This window comes from Cryobacterium sp. Hh7 (genome assembly GCF_004403155.1).
GTDB classification, from domain to species: domain Bacteria; phylum Actinomycetota; class Actinomycetes; order Actinomycetales; family Microbacteriaceae; genus Cryobacterium; species Cryobacterium levicorallinum.
The window spans coordinates 28108-48926 of sequence record NZ_SOHG01000018.1 but is presented as its reverse complement, the minus strand read 5'-3'; the positions used below and the strand labels follow the sequence as shown (position 1 = coordinate 48926).

At 64.9% G+C, this 20819-nt stretch carries 22 protein-coding genes; 4 read left to right on the top strand and 18 right to left on the bottom strand.

What is annotated here, in order from left to right; genetic code table 11:
- Positions 1 to 36: 36 nt before the first annotated feature.
- The gene (locus E3T43_RS07005; protein WP_134443424.1) at positions 37 to 1392 is read right to left on the bottom strand and encodes an ATP-dependent RecD-like DNA helicase; all 1356 of its coding nucleotides are present in this window, start codon (positions 1390 to 1392) and stop codon (positions 37 to 39) included.
- Between the two features lie 126 nt (positions 1393 to 1518).
- Between E3T43_RS07005 and E3T43_RS07000 the strand changes: the two genes are divergently transcribed.
- Positions 1519 to 2586 carry a hypothetical protein gene (locus E3T43_RS07000; RefSeq protein WP_134471838.1) on the top strand — a complete coding sequence of 356 codons (1068 nt, stop codon included), beginning with the start codon at positions 1519 to 1521 and terminating at the stop codon, positions 2584 to 2586.
- On the opposite strand, the gene E3T43_RS06995 is transcribed toward E3T43_RS07000, so the two are convergent.
- The 14 genes from E3T43_RS06995 to E3T43_RS06930 all read right to left on the bottom strand — a co-directional run bounded on the left by E3T43_RS06995 (position 2583) and on the right by E3T43_RS06930 (position 15433).
- Positions 2583 to 4574 carry a cytochrome c oxidase assembly protein gene (locus E3T43_RS06995; RefSeq protein ID WP_134471837.1) on the bottom strand — a complete coding sequence of 664 codons (1992 nt, stop codon included), beginning with the start codon at positions 4572 to 4574 and terminating at the stop codon, positions 2583 to 2585. The two genes, E3T43_RS07000 and E3T43_RS06995, sit on opposite strands and share 4 nt — an antisense overlap.
- A 214-nt stretch (positions 4575 to 4788) precedes the next feature.
- On the bottom strand, positions 4789 to 5076 hold the full coding sequence (locus tag E3T43_RS06990) for an HU family DNA-binding protein (protein ID WP_092447981.1): 288 nt from the start codon (positions 5074 to 5076) through the stop codon (positions 4789 to 4791).
- A gap of 302 nt (positions 5077 to 5378) precedes the next feature.
- The gene (rpsN, locus tag E3T43_RS06985) at positions 5379 to 5684 is read right to left on the bottom strand and encodes a 30S ribosomal protein S14 (protein ID WP_092110538.1); all 306 of its coding nucleotides are present in this window, start codon (positions 5682 to 5684) and stop codon (positions 5379 to 5381) included.
- A 2-nt stretch (positions 5685 to 5686) separates the two neighbouring features.
- On the bottom strand, positions 5687 to 5854 hold the full coding sequence (rpmG, locus tag E3T43_RS06980; protein WP_035880539.1) for a 50S ribosomal protein L33: 168 nt from the start codon (positions 5852 to 5854) through the stop codon (positions 5687 to 5689).
- Positions 5854 to 6090 carry a 50S ribosomal protein L28 gene (rpmB, locus tag E3T43_RS06975; RefSeq protein WP_035835252.1) on the bottom strand — a complete coding sequence of 79 codons (237 nt, stop codon included), beginning with the start codon at positions 6088 to 6090 and terminating at the stop codon, positions 5854 to 5856. The genes rpmG and rpmB overlap by 1 nt, the downstream gene beginning before the upstream one ends.
- Positions 6091 to 6334: 244 nt before the next feature.
- A complete protein-coding gene (locus E3T43_RS06970) occupies positions 6335 to 6754 on the bottom strand; it encodes a Fur family transcriptional regulator (RefSeq protein WP_134471836.1) in 420 nt (139 codons plus the stop codon).
- The gene (locus tag E3T43_RS06965; protein ID WP_134443428.1) at positions 6751 to 7602 is read right to left on the bottom strand and encodes a metal ABC transporter permease; all 852 of its coding nucleotides are present in this window, start codon (positions 7600 to 7602) and stop codon (positions 6751 to 6753) included. Before E3T43_RS06965 ends, E3T43_RS06970 begins: the two co-directional genes overlap by 4 nt.
- A complete protein-coding gene (locus E3T43_RS06960) occupies positions 7602 to 8480 on the bottom strand; it encodes a metal ABC transporter permease (RefSeq protein WP_134471835.1) in 879 nt (292 codons plus the stop codon). The genes E3T43_RS06965 and E3T43_RS06960 overlap by 1 nt, the downstream gene beginning before the upstream one ends.
- A gap of 21 nt (positions 8481 to 8501) precedes the next feature.
- Entirely contained in the window at positions 8502 to 9299 is a 798-nt protein-coding gene (locus E3T43_RS06955) for a metal ABC transporter ATP-binding protein (RefSeq protein WP_241978863.1), read from the bottom strand.
- Positions 9300 to 9306: 7 nt separating this feature from the next.
- On the bottom strand, positions 9307 to 10359 hold the full coding sequence (locus tag E3T43_RS06950) for a metal ABC transporter substrate-binding protein (RefSeq protein ID WP_134471834.1): 1053 nt from the start codon (positions 10357 to 10359) through the stop codon (positions 9307 to 9309).
- A 317-nt stretch (positions 10360 to 10676) separates the two neighbouring features.
- Positions 10677 to 12086 (bottom strand): dihydrolipoamide acetyltransferase family protein, encoded by a 1410-nt coding sequence (locus E3T43_RS06945; RefSeq protein WP_134471833.1) that lies wholly within the window; start codon positions 12084 to 12086, stop codon positions 10677 to 10679.
- A gap of 32 nt (positions 12087 to 12118) precedes the next feature.
- Complete coding sequence (locus tag E3T43_RS06940) at positions 12119 to 13123, bottom strand: alpha-ketoacid dehydrogenase subunit beta (protein WP_134443432.1); 1005 nt, start codon at positions 13121 to 13123, stop codon at positions 12119 to 12121.
- Positions 13123 to 14274 (bottom strand): thiamine pyrophosphate-dependent dehydrogenase E1 component subunit alpha, encoded by a 1152-nt coding sequence (locus E3T43_RS06935; RefSeq protein ID WP_134471832.1) that lies wholly within the window; start codon positions 14272 to 14274, stop codon positions 13123 to 13125. The genes E3T43_RS06940 and E3T43_RS06935 overlap by 1 nt, the downstream gene beginning before the upstream one ends.
- A gap of 52 nt (positions 14275 to 14326) precedes the next feature.
- On the bottom strand, positions 14327 to 15433 hold the full coding sequence (locus E3T43_RS06930) for a histidinol-phosphate transaminase (protein ID WP_134471831.1): 1107 nt from the start codon (positions 15431 to 15433) through the stop codon (positions 14327 to 14329).
- Between the two features lie 114 nt (positions 15434 to 15547).
- Here E3T43_RS06930 and E3T43_RS06925 point away from each other — a divergent pair, with 114 nt between their 5' ends.
- Entirely contained in the window at positions 15548 to 15940 is a 393-nt protein-coding gene (locus E3T43_RS06925; protein WP_134471830.1) for a phage holin family protein, read from the top strand.
- Positions 15941 to 15949: 9 nt separating this feature from the next.
- Here the strand turns inward: E3T43_RS06925 and E3T43_RS06920 are convergent, their stop codons facing one another.
- Complete coding sequence (locus tag E3T43_RS06920; protein WP_134471829.1) at positions 15950 to 17410, bottom strand: alpha/beta hydrolase; 1461 nt, start codon at positions 17408 to 17410, stop codon at positions 15950 to 15952.
- Complete coding sequence (locus E3T43_RS06915) at positions 17407 to 17688, bottom strand: hypothetical protein (protein ID WP_134471828.1); 282 nt, start codon at positions 17686 to 17688, stop codon at positions 17407 to 17409. The genes E3T43_RS06920 and E3T43_RS06915 overlap by 4 nt, the downstream gene beginning before the upstream one ends.
- Positions 17689 to 17814: 126 nt before the next feature.
- Between E3T43_RS06915 and E3T43_RS06910 the strand changes: the two genes are divergently transcribed.
- Both E3T43_RS06910 and purB read left to right on the top strand, forming a co-directional pair.
- A complete protein-coding gene (locus tag E3T43_RS06910; protein WP_134471827.1) occupies positions 17815 to 18342 on the top strand; it encodes a low molecular weight protein-tyrosine-phosphatase in 528 nt (175 codons plus the stop codon).
- Positions 18339 to 19721 (top strand): adenylosuccinate lyase, encoded by a 1383-nt coding sequence (purB, locus tag E3T43_RS06905; RefSeq protein WP_134471826.1) that lies wholly within the window; start codon positions 18339 to 18341, stop codon positions 19719 to 19721. The genes E3T43_RS06910 and purB overlap by 4 nt, the downstream gene beginning before the upstream one ends.
- A 59-nt stretch (positions 19722 to 19780) precedes the next feature.
- Here purB and E3T43_RS06900 read toward each other — a convergent pair whose 3' ends face one another.
- Positions 19781 to 20788 carry an NAD(P)-dependent alcohol dehydrogenase gene (locus E3T43_RS06900; RefSeq protein WP_370449902.1) on the bottom strand — a complete coding sequence of 336 codons (1008 nt, stop codon included), beginning with the start codon at positions 20786 to 20788 and terminating at the stop codon, positions 19781 to 19783.
- Positions 20789 to 20819 lie beyond the last annotated feature (31 nt).

The following is a 20819-nucleotide window of genomic DNA, read 5'->3' as shown; positions in this document are numbered from 1 at the left end:
TCCCTCGCAGAGCTCACCAGCGCACGACAGCACGAATCAGGCGGACAGCCCGGTTTCGGGGGCGGTTGGCTCCTGGCCCGACGCGTCAAGCCCCGCCAGGTTGGCCACCGGCGGCACCACCTCGATGTTCATGAACCGTTTGACGTTCTCGTCGACGATTATGTCGCTCGGTCGCAGTGGCCTGGTCAGGTACAGGCCATTGAGGCTGGTCAGCCGGCTCAGCGCAACGTACGTCTGACCGGGGCTGAACACCCGTGCTCCCAGGTCGACAATCGCCCGCTCGTAGGTCGCACCCTGCGACTTGTGAATGGTGACCGCCCAGGCCAACCGCAGCGGAAACTGCGTGAATTCCGCCACGACATCCCGACTCAGCTTCTTGGTCGCGGCGTTGTAGGTGTACTTGTACTTCTCCCACACCGTCGGCTCAACCTCGTGCACGTCACCGTCGATGTCGACGAACACCGTCGAGGTGACCTTGGTGACCGTGCCGATACTGCCGTTCACCCAGCGCGGCCCGCCATCGAGCGGGGAGTCGTTGCGCAAAAACATCACCTGTGCTCCCACCTTGAGCTCGAGCACCTCGTCGGCCGGAAACTGCTTTCCGCCGAAATCCCCGGTGATATCGGCCTTCGCGGTGAGCGATTTGCCCGACAGCTTCTTCAAAGCGGATGCGTTGATGCGGTTTACCGCATCATTGCGCGTCGCGAGGGTGATCACGCCCTCACTCGGCGGGGTTCGCATCCCCGCACCGTTGAGCGCACCGCCGATCTCGGCGGTGACCTGACCATGGCGCACGGCATTGAGCATGAGCTTGAAATCGTTGTCCCGCTGGCGGTGAATCTCGGTGAGCTCGAAGATGCGCAGCTCGGCATCCCGCCAGACCTTGGCGTCGAAGAACCACATCGACCGATAGTGGTCGGCGAAATAGGCGCGCTCGTCGGGGCCGCCGGGCACCGGGGCCAGCTGGTACGGGTCGCCGAACAGCACGATCTGCACCCCGCCGAACACCTCGAACGGGCGTTGGCGGGCCTGCCGCAAACTGCGGTCGATCGCGTCCATCAGGTCGGCGTTGACCATCGAGACTTCGTCGATCACGAGGGTGTCGATGGTATTGAGGAGCTTGCGCACCTGGTCGTTCTGGTCGATCGGGCTGTCGGCGATGACTCCGATCGGCAGGCGAAAGAGCGAGTGAATAGTCTGGCCACCCACGTTGAGCGCAGCGACACCGGTGGGTGCCGCAATCACGATCTGCTTGCTGGTGTTCCAGGACAGATGGTTCAGCAGCGTCGATTTACCCGTTCCGGCCCGACCGGTGACGAACACGTTCTGCTTGGTTCCCTCGATTGCCGCGAAGACCAGCGCCTGTTCACGGCTGAGCGGAATCTCGGACACGGCACACTTTCTCTGGCAGGCTCATGCTGCGCGGGGGACATACCACTGTAACGTCCCATGGGCCCACAGCGAGCACTGGATCGGGCACTGGCCGCAGGTCCGACCCGCCCCCCGTACAATATTTATGTGACCACCCCGGCCGAAAACCAGCGGGCGAGCGGGCGCCGCGGCAGAATGCTCCGGGCCGTCCTCGCCCTCGTGGTGGTCGCTGCCCTCCTCGCGGCCGGTCTCGTGGGAACCATCACCGCCCTCAATCGCACGGTGTACAGCGCCGGCGGATTTGTGGAACAGTACCTCGACGCCCTCGCTCGCGGCGATACCGTCGGAGCTCTCGCGCTCGGTGGGGTCATGCCTTCGGCTGCGGAACTGACCGCGGCGGAATTGACCGTCGAATTGCCCGAGACGCTGCTGCGGGCATCCATTTTGAGCGGTCTGAGCGATATCGAGTTGAAGAGTGACACGCCCAGCAATGCGGCCGGCGATGACACGCACCGGGTCGTCTTCGACTTTGATTTGAACGGCACAGCGTCGAGCATGGCGTTCACGGTCGAGCGGGCCGGAACCTTCGCTGGCGTCTTCAACGCCTGGACGTTTGCCGTCAGCCCGCTCGCTGTGCTGCAGGTGTCGGTGCTGCACGAACGCACCTTCACGGTCAACGGCCTCACGCTCGATACCCGCGCCCACGCGGCAGCGGATGCGCCAGCCACCTTCTCTTCCGGCGCCGCGTACCTCGCCTTCGCCCCGAACCGCTACACCATTGAACACTCCTCAGCCATGCTGACCGCGGAGAAGACGAGCGTGCGCGTGAGCGCATCCGGGGCCACCGCGGTCGAGATCGACGCCCTGCCTAACGAAAAGATGATTGCGCAGGTGCAGTCAGAACTGAACAAGTTCCTCGACGAGTGTGCCACCCAGACCGTGCTGCAACCGACCAGCTGTCCGTGGGGTATCACGATCGATGACCGCATCGAGGGCGTCCCGGCCTGGTCGATCACCGGTTACCCCGCGGTTGAACTCACCGCCGGCGAGCGGTACTTCGAGATGGTGGCGACGGCCGGACAGGCCCACATCGTGGTCGAGGTGCAATCCCTGTTCGACGGCGACATCAGCACCCGCGACGAAGACGTGCCGTTCACCATGGGGCTCAGCGTCATCGTGCAGCCCAGCGGCGCCCTGGCCATCCAGCTGCACTAGCCGCGCGGACTTTGCGCGTCGCGCTCGGTGATCCGGGCCAGGTTGGTATTGTAGGCGATCAGCTCGGCGTCTTCGTTGCGATCGGCCTTGCGATCCAGCCTTCTCGTGACCTTGGTGTCGTCGCGGCTCCACTGAATCGCCACGACAACGGCCAGCACAAAGGTCGGCAGCTCGCCAATGCCCCAGGCGACGCCGCCGCCCATCTGCTGGTCGGCGATGGCGGACAGACCCCAGGTGCGGCCCATCGCGCCGTACCAGTCGGCCAGGAGCAGCCCGGTGCCGCTCATCAGGGCGAGGCCGAAGAAGGCGTGGAAAGCCATCGTCACCAGCAGCAGCAGCAGTCGGAAGGCATGCGGCAGGCGGTACGGCACCGGGTCGATGCCGATCAGGGATTGCACGAACAGGTAGCCGGTGATCAGGAAGTGCACGATCATCCATTGGTGGCCGATGTGGTCGGTCGTCGCCCAGCTGAAAATGGACGTGTAGTAGAACACCCAGAGTGACACGCCGAAGAGTAGGGCAGCGACGATCGGGTTGGCGACGATGCCGGCGAAGCGCGAGTGCACGGCGGTGAGAATCCATTCGCGCGCCCCAAGGCTGCCGTCGTGGCGCTTGGCGATGGCGCGAGCTGCCAGCGTCACCGGGGCACCCGGAACCAGCATCAGGGGCACGAGCATGGTCAGCAACATGTGCATGAGCATGTGGGTGGAGAACAGGTACTTCTCGTACACGTTCACTCCACCGTTGGTGATGTAGAACAGGGTGAGGATGCCCAGAACCCAGAGCACGCTGCGATAGATCGGCCAGGAGTCGCCGCGGCGGTGCAGCCGCCAGACGCCGGCCAGGTAGAAGAAGATGCCGAAGGCGCAGAACAGGATCCAGGCGAGGTCGAAGCTCCACTCGGTGAAATAGCGGGAGAAGGTCAGCTCCGGCGGCAGGAGTTCGCCGGTGAGAATCTGGGCCGGTGTCGACTGCGGAATCTCGGTGGCGACAACCTGTTCGACCGGTGTCGCCGTGCGAGCGAGGGCGGCGGCTACGCCCGAGGCGAGCCCCATGAAGCCGAGTTCGGTCACCACGAGCCACCAGAACCAGCGACCGTGCGTCGAGTCGGTCCGCTGCATCCGCTTGATGAAGAACCGGCGTTGCAGAATGCCGAAGCCGCCGAGGGCGACGAGGGCAGCGACCTTCACGAGCACAAGCAAGCCGTACGGGCTGAACAGGTTGTCCCAGCTGCCGATGCGCAGTTCGGCGCTGACATAGCCGGAAGCGGCCACCACGACGAAGGAGACCAGGGCGAGGGAGGAATAGCGTGCAATCACCGAGCGGATGCGTTCGCCGTCGAGCTGGGTGCGCAGCACGATAATGGTCAGCAGGCCGCCGAGCCAGATCGCCGCGAAGACAAGGTGCAGGCCGAGGGCGGTGATCGCGGCGTTGTGGCCGGCAGCGCCCGCCGAGTGGCCCTGCTGGGCCATGGGTAGCAGCGAGAGCAGCGCCAGCACGGTGACGAAGATCAGGGCGGTCTGGTTGCGCACGGCGAAGCAGAGCACGGTCACGCCGGCGGCGATCAGCGTGGTCGCGAGCCAGGCCTGGCCGAGGTCGATCTGGCTGAAGAACTGTCCGACCGTGGCGCTGAACTGATCGCTGAAGCCGAAGGGAACGTTGGTGACCTGGAGAAAGGTCAGAAAGCCGGTGACAGCGGATGCGACGGCGAACAGTGCGGCCGAGGCTGCGGCGAAGTCGAGCGCGGTGCCGAACTCGCGTTCCCGGGGGCTGAGGGCGAAAAGCGTCAGCACGAGGGCACCGATCGTTCCGGCCGCGCTGATGTTGACAATGACCTTGGCGAGGGGAAGTCCCCAACGCACCACCGGCCCGGGGTCGGCCAGCAGTTGGGCCGAAGCTCCGCCGCCATAGGCGAGGGCAACAAGGGTGGACAATACAGCGACCAGCAGCAGGGCTGCCGGTCCGAGAACGCGGACGAGACGGGGCACCCGCCCAGCTTATTCGCCCAGCCCTGGGCATCCGTCTCGCCTGAGGCCGGCGCCCGGTGCCGGCGCGCGCCGAGCCGTGCGTTTTGGCCCGTTTGCGGGCCTTTTTCGAGGAGAAATTCACGTCTCGACGCGGCCCTCGATCGATATCGGAGGATGCCCGGGGACGCCAAAGGGGGCGCCGACCGTGGTCGACGCCCCCTTTCAGTACTGAAAGCTACTTCGCGGCAGCCTTGAGCTTGCTTCCGGCGGTCAGCTTGACGCGGTGGCCGGCAGCGATGGCGATTTCTGCACCGGTCTGCGGGTTGCGGCCGGTGCGAGCAGCGGTTGCGGTGCGCTCGACGCCCAACCATCCCGGGATGGTGACCTTGCCGTCAGCGGCAACGGTCTCGGCCAGGGTTGCAAAGAATGCATTCAGAACGCCGTCAACGGCGGCCTGGCTCTGTCCGGAGTCAGCGGCAACCTTGGCAACGAGCTCGGTCTTGTTCAGCGACTTGTCAGCCATTGAGTGTCCTCCTCGGACCTTCGTCTGTATAAACAGCGATATTCGTAATACGGATGCTTCTCGAGAGAGAAGCCCCGCTGGTCGGTTCGACCGAGTTGAAATCTAGCATTGATCCGCCAAAATCCCCGGATTTACGGCGATTTTCGACCATTTCAGGGCAGTTTCACCCGCTCAGGCACCCTATTTCGCTCTCCGCGAAAAGGTCGTGAACAACAAAACGGGATGTCGACCGAAGTCGACATCCCGTTTTGATGGTTCAGAAGCCGGCGAAACCGGCTGTCAACTGCTTACCAGCGCAGGAGTTACCAGCTGGACTTGGTGATGCCGGGCAGCTCGCCGCGGTGCGCCATGTCGCGAAAACGAACGCGCGAGATGCCGAACTTGGAGAGGTGGCCACGGGGACGACCGTCAACGGCGTCACGGTTGCGCAGGCGCACCGGGCTCGCGTTGCGCGGCAGCTTCTGCAGGCCCTTGCGAGCGGCTTCACGCGACTCGTCGGTGCCGGCAGGGTCAACCAGGGCCTTCTTGAGCTCAAGGCGCTTGACGGCGTAACGCTCGACGATGACCTTGCGCTGGTTGTTCTTGGCAATCATGCTCTTCTTCGCCATGTTTAGCGCTCCTCACGGAAGTCAACGTGCTTACGGATGACCGGGTCGTACTTCTTGAGTACCAGACGGTCGGGGTCGTTACGGCGGTTCTTCTTGGTCACATAGGTGTAACCGGTTCCAGCCGTGGAACGAAGCTTGATGATCGGACGTACGTCATGAGCCTTAGCCATTAGATCTTCACCCCACGAGCGAGAACGTCCTTGACGACGCTCTCGATACCACGAGCATCAATAACCTTGATGCCCTTTGCGGACAAGGTCAACGTGACCTTGCGACGAAGCGACGGCACGTAGTACGTCTTCTTCTGAACGTTCGGGTCGAAACGACGCTTGGTGCGTCGGTGCGAGTGCGAAATATTGTGTCCGAAGCCGGGAACAGCTCCGGTCACCTGGCATACAGATGCCATGGTTTCCTCCATTACCGAAGAGCGAATGCTCTTCCCAAGATCCCTTGTCGACGGGCAGAACCACATCGGCCCGGAGCTAACTCAAGGCCGGGGGAGAATCGCCCGCAATGTACGCACACAGGCGTAGCAGCTCTCAACGCTACTAGATCCGCGCGCCTCCCGCAAACTCTCCTGGCCGCGAGAGCGGGTGAACGGTTACTTCAGCGAGCACAAAGCAACCGTTCACCCGCTTTCGCGCAACTTGTTAAGCGGATGCTGCGGCTGCTGCTTGACTCGTCGCCGCGGCAGTGCAGGCGGCGCAAAGACCGAAAACGTCCACGACGTGGGCGGCCGCGGTGAAACCATTCTTGGCGGCGACGTCTTTCGCCCAGGTTTCCACGGCATCCGCTTCGATCTCGACCGTGAGCCCGCAATTGCGGCAGATCAGGTGGTGGTGATGATCATTGGTGCTGCACGCGCGATACAGGCTCTCGCCCTCCGGTGACTGCAGGGAGTCGGCGTCACCCTTGACCGCGAGGTCGGCGAGGGCGCGGTAGACCGTGGCGAGGCCGATTGGGGATCCGGTCGCGTGCAGGGCGGAGTGCAGCGCCTGGGCGCTGACGAAGCCGTCGTTGGCATCGAGGGCGCCTCGAACGGCCTCACGTTGCCAGGTGTTTCGCTTCATGACTTCAACCGTAGCGATGTTCGCGCGGGCTGGCGCGCATCCGCTTCTTGGGGCACCCGCGCGGCACCGACCAATCGCCGAGCGACCAGGGCGAGCAGAAAGAACGCCGCCGCGGTGAGGGCGATGCTGGGGCCGGCGGCCACATCGAGCGAGCGGGAGAGCAGCACGCCGATCACGCCGGACACCGCGCCGAGCACGGGGGCAATCACGAACATCTGCGAGGTCGTGCGCGAGACCAGGCGGGCCGCGGCGGCGGGGGCGGCGATCAGGGCGATGGCGAGGATTGCTCCGACGGCCGGCATCGCGGTCACGACCGTGGCCGTGATGAGCACTAGGGTCAGCAATTCGATCGGCCATTCTCGATAGCCCGCTGCGCGAAAACCGTTCACGTCGAAGGTCGAGAACATGATCTGTTTGCCCAAAACCACGATGGTCAGCACTGCGAATGCCAGCACGATGGTTACGAGCGTCACATCTCTGGTGGTCACCGTGAGAATCGAGCCGACCAGATAGGAGTCGACCTTGACCGGCAACGAGGGATTGAGTCCCTGCAGCAGAACACCGAGCGCGAATCCGGCGGTGAGCAGAATGCCCGATGCGACCTGATTTCCCTGTCGCTTGACGCGTCCGATCATGGTCATGATCCCCACAATGAGCACGCTAGCCACTGCGGCGCCGAGCGGGATGCTCACGCCCAGGATCGCGGCGCCGACCGCTCCCGGAAAGGTCGCGTGGGTGAGGGCCTGGGCGAAGAAGGTGCGCTGGCGCAGTACCACGAGGGTCCCGACAAGGCCACTGAGCGCGCCGATCAGCAGCGCGGCGAGGAGCGCCTGCTCGAAGTAGCCCATCAGCGCAGCACCGCGCCCGCCGTGCGACGAGGGCCGCCGATCCGGTCGATCCCGAGCCGAGCGACCAGGGCCAGCACGTAGCCGCCGACGAGCACGAGCACGACGGTGGCGCCGCTCGGCAGGTCGACACCGCGGTTCACCGAGGCTTCGTAGCCGAGCGCGAGGCCCAGCCAGGCGGCCAGAATCGCGAAACTGGCGGCGACCAGAAAGAGCAGCCAGAGGCGACGGGTCACCAGACGAGCGACCGCGCCCGGCACGATCAGCACGGCAAGCACGAGCAGGTTGCCGACCGCGCTACTGGCGGCCACCACGACCAGGGCGATGGCGACGTTGAGCAGAATGTCGAGGACGAGCGGGCGGTATCCGGCCGCAGCGGTGCCCTCGAGGTCAAAGGCGCGAAAGACCTGCTCCTTGAGCGTGAACCCCACGATAATCAGCGCAATCAGGCAGACCACGACGGTCTGATTGACCTCGGCCGTACTGACGGTCAACAGACGCCCGAACAGCAGCGCGTCGAGCTGGCCGACGTAATTTGTTTCCCGTGAAACCACGATGATTCCCACGCTGAACATGGCCGTGAAGACGATCGCGATCGCGGCGTCCGAGGTCACCGCGCGTTTGACGATCACCGTGAGCACGACGGCGGCGATGAGGGCCGCCACCAGTGCTCCGACAAAGAGTCCGTCACGACCACCCCAGACGAATCCGATCGCCACCCCGGGGAAGACGGCGTGGGTGAGTCCGTCGCTGATGAATTCGAGTCCGCGCAAGTTGACGAGTACGCCGACGAGGCCGGCGACGAGGCTCAGCACGACGAGCACGAGCAACGCCCGAGCCATGAATGGCAGGTCGAACGCGGTGATCAGCACAGTATTCATTACCGGCGTGACGGCATCCACTCAGTGCCCCCCGTGGCCGGGAACCACGATGGTGTGCTCGTCCATTTCGACGCCGACCGAGCCGAACGCCTGCTGCACGTTAGCGAGGGTCAGCACCGTATCGCGCGGCCCGAACGCCACCTGGGCGCCGTTGAGCAGCAGCACGCTTTCGCACACGGCGCGGGCCAGGTCGAGGTCGTGGGTGGATACCAGCACGGCGACCCCCTGCAGCTTGAGCCGCTTTACCGTTTCGATGAGGGCATCGCGGTTCACCTGGTCGAGTCCGTTGAAGGGCTCATCGAGCAGAAGCAAACGCGGGGCGGATGCGACGGCTCGCGCCAGCAGACCGCGCTGCTGCTGCCCGCCCGACAGCTCCCCGAACCGAGTCTTGGCTCGATTGCTGAGTCCGACGGTCTCCAGCGCCTCGGCGACAGCCTGCCGATCAGCCCTGGCCGGCATGCGCCACCAGCCGAGCGAGCGGTAGCGGCCCATCATGACGACTTGCTCGAGCGAGACCGGAAAGTGCGGGTCGAGCTGGTCGGTCTGGGGTACGTAGCCGATGTAGCCGGCGGGGGCTGGCCACTGGCCGAGCACCTCGACCGTGCCGTCCGTGCGGGTGATGAGTCCGAGAATGCCCTTGAGCAGGGTGGACTTGCCCGAGCCGTTCGGGCCGATCAGGGCAACGGCCTGACCCGGCAACACGGTGAAATCAATGCCGGTGAGCGCAGGCTCTGCGCCGTAGGCAAACGACGCTGCCGCCACTCGAAGAGCGGCGGCAGCGTTCGATGTTGGTGTTTCTTGAGAAGTGTTCTCGATCACGTGTTAACTATTGCAGTTCGGCGGGCAAAGCAGAGGGTGTGACGCCCCACGATTCGAGCATCAGCGTTGAATTGTGCAGCTGCGCCTTGATGTAGGTGTCGCCGGCGCTACCGTCGGGGCCGAGCGAGTCGACGTAGAGGGCGTCGTCACCGGAGTAGACGGTGACGCCGGCTTCGGTGGCGATCGTCTCGGCGGTTTTCGGACTGAGTGACGCCTCGGAGAACACGGCCGTCACACCGGTGGCCGTGATCGCCGCGACCAGTGAATCGATCTCGGCGGCGCTCGGCTCGGCGTTGTCGTCGAAGCTCGGAATCACCGATCCGACGTAGTCGATGTGGTAGGCCGCGGTGAAGTAGCCGAGGGCGTCATGGTTGCTCACGAGCAGGCGGTCGCTTTCCGGCACGGTCTCCACGTTGGTGCGGATCCAGTCGTCGAGCGCACTGAGCTGGGCGGAATACGCTGCGGCGTTGGCCTCAAAGTCCGCGGCGTTATCGCTGTCGGCAGCCACGAGGCCGTCGGTGATCGTCTGCACGATGGTCTCGGCGTTGTGCACGTCGGTCCAGATGTGTGGGTCTCCACCGTCGTGGGCGTCTTCGGCCTCGCCGGCGTGGGCGTCCGCTTCTTCGACAGCGTGGTCATCCTCCTCGGCGACTTCGTCGGAGTGATCTTCGCCGGCCCCAACCTCGGAGATGGTGATGCCCTCGTCGGCGTCGATCGTGACACCGTCGAAGCCCGACGCGGCGATGGCGTCGTCGAGCCACTCCTCGAGTCCGACACCATTGATGACGAGCACGTCGGCGGCGCCGAGCGCGGTCAGGTCGGCCGCGGACGGGTCATAGCTATGGGCGCTCTGGTTGGGCTGAATCAGCTGCGTGAGGTCGACGCCGCTGGCGTCACCGATCACATTGCGGGTGAAGTCGGCGACCTGGGTGGTCGTGGCGACGACCTTGAGTCCAGCGTCCGCGCTGTCGGCGCTGGCGGTCGTGCCGGCCGAGCACCCCGAAAGGGCGAGTGCGGCGGACGCGAGGAGTGCGGGAACGGCGAAATATCTCTTGTGCATGCTCCGAGATTAGCGCTGTTGATAATGATTGTCAAAACCATTAACCGTGTGCGCACACACCCGCTGACCGCGCTACAGGTCGGTGACGAGGTCGGGCGCCGGCACGCCCACAGGCCGCACCGGCAGCTGCGACCCCGTGCCGCAGCGTGTCGGCCCCGTACAGTCTGCGAGCACCGACCGCCGTCATCCTGCCCTCCTTGACTGCTTCACCAGAGGTCTATCACGATTGGGGCGCCACAACTGAGGACATTTCGAGAAGACTGGGCCAAATTTGACCGTAAGTTCTGACGAAAATCTCCACAGTTGCGTACCACGTTCTATTCCAGCAAGAGGGCCGGTTCCTCCATGATGCTCGCGACGTCGGCGAGAAAACGGCTCGCGACGTCGCCATCGACGACCCGGTGGTCGAAGCTCGCACCGATCGTGGTCACGTACCGCACCCGCACCTCGCCGTCGACGACCCATGGCTTCTGCTTGATCGTGCCGAGGGCCACGATTCCGGCCTCCGGGGAGTTGAGAATGGGGGTGCCGGTGTCCATACCGAACACGCCGATATTGGTGATCGTGATCGTGCCGTTGCTCATCTCGGCCGGGCTGGTCTTGCCGTCGCGCGCGGTCATGGTGAGCTTCTCGAGCGCCGCAGCGAGTTCGAGCAGGCTCATGTCCTGCGCTTCCTTGATGTTGGGCACGATCAGCCCGCGCGGGGTCGCCGCGGCAATGCCGAGGTTGACGTAGTGCCGCACGATGATTTCCTCATCGGTGAAGGTGGAGTTCACCGTTGGATTGCGGCGCACCGCCCAGATCATGGCCTTGGCCATAATCAGCAACGGCGAGACGCGAATGCCGGCGAAGTCGGTCGAGGCTTTGAGTCGCTTGACGAATTCCATCGTGCGGGTGGCATCCACGTCGACGAACAGGCTCACATGCGGTGCGGTGAAAGCGCTCTTCACCATGGCCTGGGCGATGGCTTTGCGAACGCCCTTCACCGGAATGTGCTCGTCGCGATCGACCGGCCATTCCGGCGTCTGGATGTTGCGGAAAACACTGGCCTGGGTCGCCCCGCGCAGCACGTCTTCCCGGGTCACGTCACCCACCGGGCCGGTCGCTTCGACGAGGGCGAGGTCGACGCCGAGGTCTTTGGCGAGCTTACGAATCGGCGGCTTGGCCATGACCGGGCCGACGGATGCCGCGCGCCGGGTCGGTTCCAGCGCCTCGGCCCGCGGGCGCACCGCGGGTTCGGGCGCCAGCGTCTCGTGGGCGACACTCGAGCCGCTGTGCCGACGCCGCCGGGTGGGCATCGTCGCGGCAGCGCCGCGGCCGACGAGAAGCGGTTCGGGCGCCTCATCGCTGATGCTGCTGCTGGTGTCCGTTGTGAGCGTGGTCGTGTCGGCGCTGTCAGTGTCGGACGTCTGCGCAGCGGATGAACCGGCATCCGCTGCCAAACCGGCCGCCAGCCGGTCTGCACTCGCGTCGGCGTTCGGCCCGCTATCGGAATGTATCGTGATGATCAACGTACCCACGTCGACCGTCGTGCCCGCCGCGACCAGAATTTCACCGACGACGCCCACGAACGGAGACGGCAGCTCGACCAGGGATTTGGCCGTTTCGATCTCGACCAGCACCTGGTTGATCGTCACGGTATCGCCGGGGGCGACCTTCCATTCCACGATTTCGGCCTCAGTCAGGCCTTCGCCGACATCGGGGAGGGTGAATTTCGACACGCTCATAAGGTGCCTTTCTTGAAGTTCATCAGTGCCAATTAGTAAGCGAGCGCGCGGTCCACGGCTTCGAGCACCCGGTCGGGACTCGGCAGAAAGTGTGTCTCGACCGCCGCCGGCGGGAAGGGGGTGTCGAAGCCGGAGACGCGCAGCACGGGCGCTTCGAGCGTATAGAACGCCCGCTCGGCGACCGTGGCGGCGATCTCGCTGCCGACACTGACAAAGCCGGGGGCTTCCTGGGTGACCACGAGGTGACCGGTCTTCTGCACGGAGTTCAGAATCGGTCCGTAATCGATCGGGGAGATCGAGCGCAGGTCGATCACCTCCAGGCTGATGCCCTCGGCTGCGGCCAATTCGGCGGCCTGCAGCAGCACGCTCACCATGGCGCCGTGGCCGACGACGGTCACGTCGGTCCCGGCCCGCACCACGCGGCTGGCGTGCAGCGGCGTTCCGCTCTGCTCGAACCGCACCTCACCCTTGGGCCAGTAGCGGCTCTTCGGCTCGAAGAAAATGACCGGATCGTCACTCGCGATAGCTTCCTGCATCATCCAGTAGGCATCGTGCGGGTTCGACGGGCTCACCACGCGCAGGCCGGGGGTGTGCGCGAAGTACGCCTCCGGGCTTTCCTGGTGGTGCTCGATCGAGCCGATGTGTCCACCGTAGGGAATGCGAATCACGACGGGCATGATCAGGCCGCCCTCGTGGCGGTTGCGCATACGCGCCAGCTGGCTGGTGATCTGGTCGAACCCGGGAAAGACGAATCCGTCGAACTGGATCTCACAGACCGGACGAAACCCGCGCATGGCCAGGCCGATGGCCGTGCCGATGATTCCGGACTCGGCGAGCGGGGTATCGAGCACGCGCTTGTCGCCGAATTCAGCGATCAGCCCCTCGGTGACCCGAAAGACGCCGCCGAGCGGGCCGATGTCCTCGCCCATCAGCAGCACCTTGGGATCGTCCAGCATCGCCCGGCGCAGCCCGGCGTTCAGGGCCTTCGTCATCGGCAGTGAAGCGGATGCCACACTCGTGTCAATTACAGCGGTCATCAGTTCTTACCCTCGTCGAAAGACGCTTCGTAGCGTTCCAGCCAGGCCTTCTGCTCGGCCACGAGCGGATGCGGTTCGGCATACACGTTGTCAAAGATCACCGATTGCTCCGGACCGGTGATCTCCAGCGCCCGCTTGCGGGTGTCGGAAGCGAAGTCGGCCGCTTCTTCATCGACGGCGTCGAGGAACTCCTGCTCGATCCCCCGGCCCTGCAGATAGCTGCGAAAGCGCACGATCGGGTCGCGGGCCACCCAGTAGGCAAGTTCGTCCGGATCGCGGTACTTGGTGGGGTCGTCGGCGGTGGTGTGCGCGCCGACCCGGTAGGTGAGTGCCTCGATCAGTGCCGGTCCGTGGCCGGCGCGGGCGTCATCCATCGACTTCGCGGTGACGGCGAAGCTCGCGAGCACATCGTTGCCGTCGATCTGAGTGCCGGGCATGCCGAAGCCACCGGCGCGCAGGTAGAGCGGAGTGCGCGACTGCCGGGCGACGGGTACCGAGATGGCCCAGTGGTTGTTCTGCAGAAAAAACACCTGCGGGGTCTGGTAGCTGGCCGCGAAGACCAGCGCCTCGTTGGCGTCGCCCTGCGAGGAGGCACCGTCGCCGTAGTAGACGATGACGGCCTGGTCGGTCTCCGGGTTGCCGGTCGCGGTCGACCCATCCAGTTGCATGCCCATGGCATAGCCGGTGGAATGCAGCGTCTGCGAGGCAAGCACGAGGGTATAGAGGTGAAAGTTTCCGTGTTCTTCCGGCACCCAGCCACCGAGGGTCACGCCGCGCAGCATCCGCAGAATATCAACGACGTCGAGGCCGCGGATCATGCCGACGACGTGCTCGCGGTAGGAGGGAAAGACGTGGTCCTGGGGCCTTGTGGCGTAGGCCGACCCGACCTGGGCGGCCTCCTGGCCGTGGCTCGGAACCCAAAGGGCAAGCTGTCCCTGGCGCTGTAGGTTGGCCGCTTCGGTATCGAACTTTCGCACCACGACCATGTCCCGGTAGAAGCGGCGGTGGTCCGCCTCACTGAGGCGATCGAGGTAGGGCAGAAATTCCTCGGCGGCGGCATTGGGTTCGAACGTGCCGTTCGGGGAGATCATGCGTACGCAGGTCTCGGCCCCATCGAGGCCGAAGGCTGCTGACGTGGGCGCTGCTGTCATGGGCGCTGCTGTCACGGGCGCAGTCGCATCGTTTCGGATGGCTGACACCGTACTAACCTATCTTTCGTGCCGGGTGACCGGCGGGAAGGGCGTCGACAAGATCCGCGCTCATTAATAGGAGTGTCGCCACAGCCTGCTCCTCACCGATCGACACCCGAATGCCCTCCGGCACGAAGGGGCGCACGATAAGGCCGGCCTCGCCGAGAGCCTCGGCCACGCTCGCGGTTTCGGCACCCGTGGGCAGCCAAAGAAAGTTGCCCTGCGGCTGGGGAATGTTCCAGCCCTGCTGGGTGAGTGCCGTCCAGGTTGCATCGCGACGCGCAGCAATGGTCCGAACCCGGTCAAGCAGTTCCTTTTCGGCGTCGAGCGAGGCGATCGCTGCCGCGGCTGCTGGCGCGGTAACCGAGAGCGGGATGGCGGTCGCGCGGGCGGCGTTCAGAATATCCACCGGCCCGAGGGCATAGCCGATGCGCAGTCCGGCCAGGCCGTAAGCCTTGGAGAAGGTGCGCAGCACGACCAGATTCGGGTAGCGGGCCAGGAGCGGCGGGCCGGTCACGGCATCCGCTTCGGTGACGAACTCGATATATGCCTCATCGAGAATGACCAGCAGATCGGTCGGGACAACGGCCATGAAGGCCTCGAATTCGTCCTTGGTGACGATGGTGCCGGTGGGGTTGTTGGGCGAGCAGACGATGACGACCCGGGTCGCCTCGCCGATCGCGGCGGCCATTTCGGGTAGGTCATGACCGTGATCGGCGCGGTTGGGCACGCGCACGCTGGTCGCACCCGCGACGGTGACGAGCGAGGGGTAGGCCTCGAACGACCGCCAGGAGTAGAGCACTTCATCGCCAGGGCCGGCGGCAGCGAGAATCAGCTGGGCCAGCAGGGCCACCGAACCCGAACCGATGTGCACCTGGTCGACATCGATGCTGTACTTGGCAGCGAGGCGTTCGCACAGGGCCAGCGCCGAGGCATCCGGGTAGCGATTGAAGGCCGTTTCGGCGGCGACCGCCGCCACGACCCCCGGAAGCGGGTCAAAGGGGTTCTCGTTGCTGGAGAGCTTGAAGTCACTGGCGTCAGCCGGTTTGCCCTGCTTATAGGCCGGGAGTGCGATGATCTCCGGGCGCAGGCGGACGGAGGGTCGGTCGGAGAGGCTCACTCGTGGAGTCTACGCCCGCATATATTCGCAATGGCGAATGAATGATTGCCCGCCTTTCGACCGCGCGGCCCGGGCGCCGCACCCGACGGCGCTTCCCGGTGAGATAGTAGGGACATGGCCAGATTCTTGATCAAGTTGATCGTCAACGCGGTGGCCCTGTGGCTCACCGCCCTGCTCGTCACCGGAGTGCACGTCATTCCGTACGCACCCGACTCGGGTGCGAGCGTGATCACCTACCTGCTCATCGCGCTCATCTTCGGGTTCGTGAACACCGTCGTCGGCGGCGTCGTGCGGGTCGTCGCATTTCCGCTGTACATTCTCACGCTCGGACTGTTCGCGCTCATCGTCAACGGCCTGCTGCTGCTACTCGTCGCCTGGTTCTCCGGTTTTCTGGGTTTTGGCCTCGTTGTCGATGGCTTCTGGTGGGGCGTGGTCGGTGCCCTGGTACTCGGAATCATCTCCTGGCTGCTCGGTCTGATCGTGCGCCCGGTCACCGACCGCAACTGAGCCGCGCCGTCACTTCGGCGCTGGCCCGGCCGGCAAGCGGATGCCGCGCCACAAGACGGCCTCGCCCTCCGCGCTCCCGACAATGCCGGTCACCGTGTCCTGAAAATTTTGCAGGTTCTCTTCTGGGGAGGCGTCGATGAGTTGCGCCGTCTCGCGGTAGCGATCAAGGTGGTGGGCCGGCACGTTCTCCCCAACCGGGGGTTCGGTCGTCGCGAAGACCTCGCGACGCACGGTGAGGCGATCCTCCGAGTCGATCAGGCATGACCCACCAAGAGCCGTCACCACGTCATCGCTGTGCTCAACGGTGAGCGTCGCGACACCGGACGGCACCGGAACACACGTTTCCGGCGCCCCAAAAGTGGCCACCGCCTGCACGTTGAACGCCTCAGAGGCAGCTACCTGCGTGGCCACGATGCCACCCTGCGAATGACCGGCCACGACTACTGGATCACCGGGTTCAATGCCGGCGGCCTGCATCGCCTCCATCACCGCCCGAAAGGACCCCGCGTTTTCCTGGGCAATCGCAGACACGTTCGCGGCGAGGTCGAAGGGCTCGTTCGTGGCGACAGGATCCCAGTCGACCGTCCCACCGATGTACACGGCCCAGGACGTTTGCTCGCCGTCACCATATTTCTCGATGCGAACCTGCGCCCCGCCCTTGGCGGCTTTGGGAATTCGCGCGGCCACGTCTCTCACCCCGGTGGGTGGCTTCAATTTTGCCAAAACACGGACCCGCCGCACCCTCACCGCACCTTCCCGCAACAGCCCGCCACTTCGCGCTACCGCGAGCACGGCGACCGCGGTGCTCGAGATGCCCGTCACACCCAGGCCGGTGTCTCCGAGAATCAGGTCAACTCCAAGCGGCACTCCCAGTGCGCCCAGAGCGACGTCATCGAGCGAAGAGACGAGCAGCTTGGCCATCAGGACCGTTTGCGGGTCCGTGATAACCCGTTGGTCGAGAACAAACCCGTATCCCGTCTCGCGCTTCACGAGCCCCGCCATCGCCCAGACGACCAATCCCAGAGCAGGCAGAGGGGTTGCCATGACTCCCAGGACCAGTGGAGTGGCTCCGAGCACGAGCATCAGCCTGATAATCGTCCCGACATCATGACCCACTTTCGCGCTCCCCAGCACGGCCAGTTGCAGGGCGCTGCGCTCAGCCCAGCCGTACCGTTCCGCGGCAGCCACCAGGGACTCGGCCAGGTCGCCGCTGCGCTGCTCCAGTTCGCTGAGCGCCCCACTGGCCCAGAGCAGGGGTATCCCTGCGTCCCCCGGCGTCCATTTCATGGCCCCGCCGGCGGAGTCGAGTTGCCGAATACTGTCCACCCTGACGCGAAAGTCCTCGGCCTGGGCTTGGGCATACCGCAGCATCTCGGCCTCGGCCAGTACGACATCCGTTGACACGATTGTGGTTCCCCCCACGGACACTGTCAGTTCGCTTCCACCCACGCCAACGTCGTACTCGCTCATTGCTCCGACTCCAGCTGCCAAATGTTCTGCCTTAACTGGTTCTGCGCTTCGTCCAGAAAGTTCACGACCAGGCCCAGGTCGTGAACAATCTCTGCGACCCGCTCGCGGTAGGCACGCTTCGCGGCCGACTGCCAGAATTCGCTCTCGTCCCCCCGGCGTAACCGTCCCTGTAAATCCACGACATCGGCGGTGAGGGCCTGCACCCGCAGCCGTTGAGCTCGAAACACGGAAAGCTGATCGGTGCGCCCCGATGCGATGAGTCCAGCCAGATCATCCATGGCACCTCCCCGACAGGACCGATCGTCGCAGAATCGCCGGCCACCGGGCATCCCCTCGACGATTCTGTGCACAGATTCCGGATACTGGGCATGTGCAGGAGCCGAATCTGCTCCACAATGGGATACATGTCTTTTGCGTCACTCACCCCCGACGAGTCGACGCCATTCCGCATCATTTTCGTCTGCACCGGCAACATCTGCCGATCGCCCATGGCCGAGGTCGTGCTGCGTGATCTGATCACGAAGCTCGGCCTGGGGCGACTGATCGCGACCAGCTCGGCCGGCACCGGAGACTGGCATGTGGGTGAGCAGGCCGACGGTCGCACGATTACCGCGCTGGCCAAGCGGGGTTATGACGGCAGCCACCACCGGGCTCGCCAATTCGATCCGCTCTGGTTCGCCGACCACGACCTGGTCGTCGTACTCGACCGCGGCCAGGAGCGCATCCTGCGGAACTGGGCGCTGGCTGATCGCGATCGCGCCAAGGTGCGCCTGCTGCTGAGTTTTGACGCCGATCAGGCCGCCCTGTGCGACGTGCCAGACCCCTACTATTCCGACGATGCGTTGTTTGACTCGGTATTGGGCATGATTGAGAGTGCCAACCACGCACTTTTGAAACAACTTGCACCCGCAATTCGACAGGGAGTCCAATGAGTCACCTACCCGTACAGGTTCTAAGCCCGCTTGACGGCCGCTACCGATCCGCCGTTTCCGATCTGGGCGAGTACCTGTCCGAGGCCGGCCTCAACCGCGCCCGGGTGCGCGTGGAGGTCGAGTGGCTGATCACCCTCACCGACCGCAGCCTGTTCGGCTCGGCCCCGCTGACCGCCGAGCAGAAGCTCGACCTGCGAGCCCTGGTGACGAATTTCGGGCAGGCCGAGATCGATGAGCTGGCCGAGCTCGAGGCAACCACCCGGCACGACGTGAAGGCTGTCGAATACCTCGTCCGTCGCCGCCTCGGCACGCTCGGCCTCGCCCACATCAGCGAGCTCACCCACTTCGCGGCGACCAGCGAGGACATCAACAACCTCTCCTACGCCCTCACCGTGCGTGATGCGGTGCAGACGGTCTGGCTGCCCAAGCTTCGCCTGGTCATCGACGCGCTGCGCAGCCGTGCTCTCGAATTTCGAGCGGATGCGATGCTGGCCCGCACCCACGGGCAGCCCGCGACGCCGACCACCATGGGCAAGGAACTCGCCGTGTTCGTCTATCGACTCGAGCGCATCGTGGCCCAGATCGACGCCGGCGACTACCTCGGCAAGTTCAGCGGCGCCACCGGCACCTTCGCCGCCCACGTCGCCGCCGAGCCGTCGGTGGACTGGCCCGCCGTCTCCCGCGAGTTCGTCGAGGGCCTCGGCCTCGGCTGGAACCCGCTCACCACTCAGATCGAGTCGCACGACTGGCAGGCCGAGCTGTACTCCCGCGCCTCCCACGCCAATCGCATCCTGCACAACCTGGCCACGGACATCTGGACCTACATCTCGATCGGCTACTTCCGCCAGATTCCGCAGGCCGGAGCCACCGGATCCTCCACCATGCCGCACAAGATCAACCCGATCCGGTTCGAGAACGCAGAGGCCAACCTCGAATTGTCCTGCGCCATTCTCGACTCGCTCGCCGCGACGCTGGTGACCAGCCGGCTGCAGCGCGACCTCACCGATTCCACCACCCAGCGCAACATCGGCGTCGGTTTCGGGCACTCGCTGCTCGCCCTCGACAACATTCTGCGCGGCCTCGGCGAGATCGACATCGACCGCGCCCTGCTCGAGCGCGACCTCGACTCCAACTGGGAGATTCTCGGTGAAGCGATCCAGACCGTGATTCGCGCCGAGGTCTCGGCCGGACGATCCTCGATCGAAGACCCCTACGCCCTGCTCAAGGAGCTGACCCGCGGCAAGCGCATCACCAGCGCCGATCTGGCCGCCTTTGTCTCAGCCCTCGATATCGGCCCGGCCGCGAAGACTCGCCTGCTCCACCTCACCCCGGCCGGCTATGTCGGCCTCGCCGACTCCCTGATCGACTTTCTGCGCTAGGAAGTCCTGATCGGTCAAACGGCGCACGTTGCGGATTGCTCCGGACGTGCGCCGTTTCATCACCGACCGGGGTAGACGATGACCTTCATCTGGCCGGGCTGGCGACCGGCGTTGAGGGCCTGCTCAGCGTCGGCAAGCGCAAAGGTGCTCGTGACCAGCACATCGAGGTCGACGGCGCCGCTCTCGACCAGCTGAATGCCGAGCGGCCAGGTGTTGGTGTAGCGAAAGACGCCGCTCAGCCAGATCTCCCGGTTCTGAATCCAGGAGACGGGCAATTCGACGGTGTCGTTGCCCATCCCGACGAGGATGGCCCGGCCACCCGGTCGCACCGCCAGAATTCCGGCCTGCACCGCCGCCGCAACTCCGGAGGCGTCGATGAACGCATCCACTTCCAGGCCTTCGACCGAGTCGACCCTGGGGTCGAGGGCGACGGTGGCCCCGTGCTCGAGGGCGAAGGCGCGACGGTCATCCGCGATATCCGTGATGTAAATTTTTGTGGCACCGAACGCGCGTGCAGTCTGCGCCAGGATCACGCCGATCGGGCCGGCGCCAGCTATGAGCACCGAGCTTCCCGGGCGAATGTCGGCGCGTTTGCAGGCCCAGATCCCGACCGAGAGTGGTTCGATCAGCGCGGCGGCCTCGTCGGAGATACTGTCCGGAATTGCATAAGCAAAGTCCGTTTGAATCGCCACGTACTCGCAGAACGCCCCGTCGATCGGCGGCGTCGCAAAAAACTCGATGTCGGGACAGAGGTTGTAACGGCCGGCCTTGCATTGCTCGCAGATGCGGCACGGCCGTTGCGGTTCGACCGCCACACGCTGCCCGATGCGAGCGGGGTCGACCCCCGAGCCGACCGCGGTGATGCGTCCGGACAACTCATGACCGAGAATCAGCGGATGCTCGACCACATACGGCCCAATTCGGCCGTGCTGGTAGTAATTCACATCGCTCCCGCAAACACCGACCGCGGCAACCTGCACAAGAACTTGGTCGTGTTCGAGGTCGGGAACGGGCACCGTGTCGACGGTGACCTCTCCGGCGGCGCGCAGCAAGGAGGCTTTCATCATGGTCACTGGGAGTTCTTTCGGTAGGCGTGTC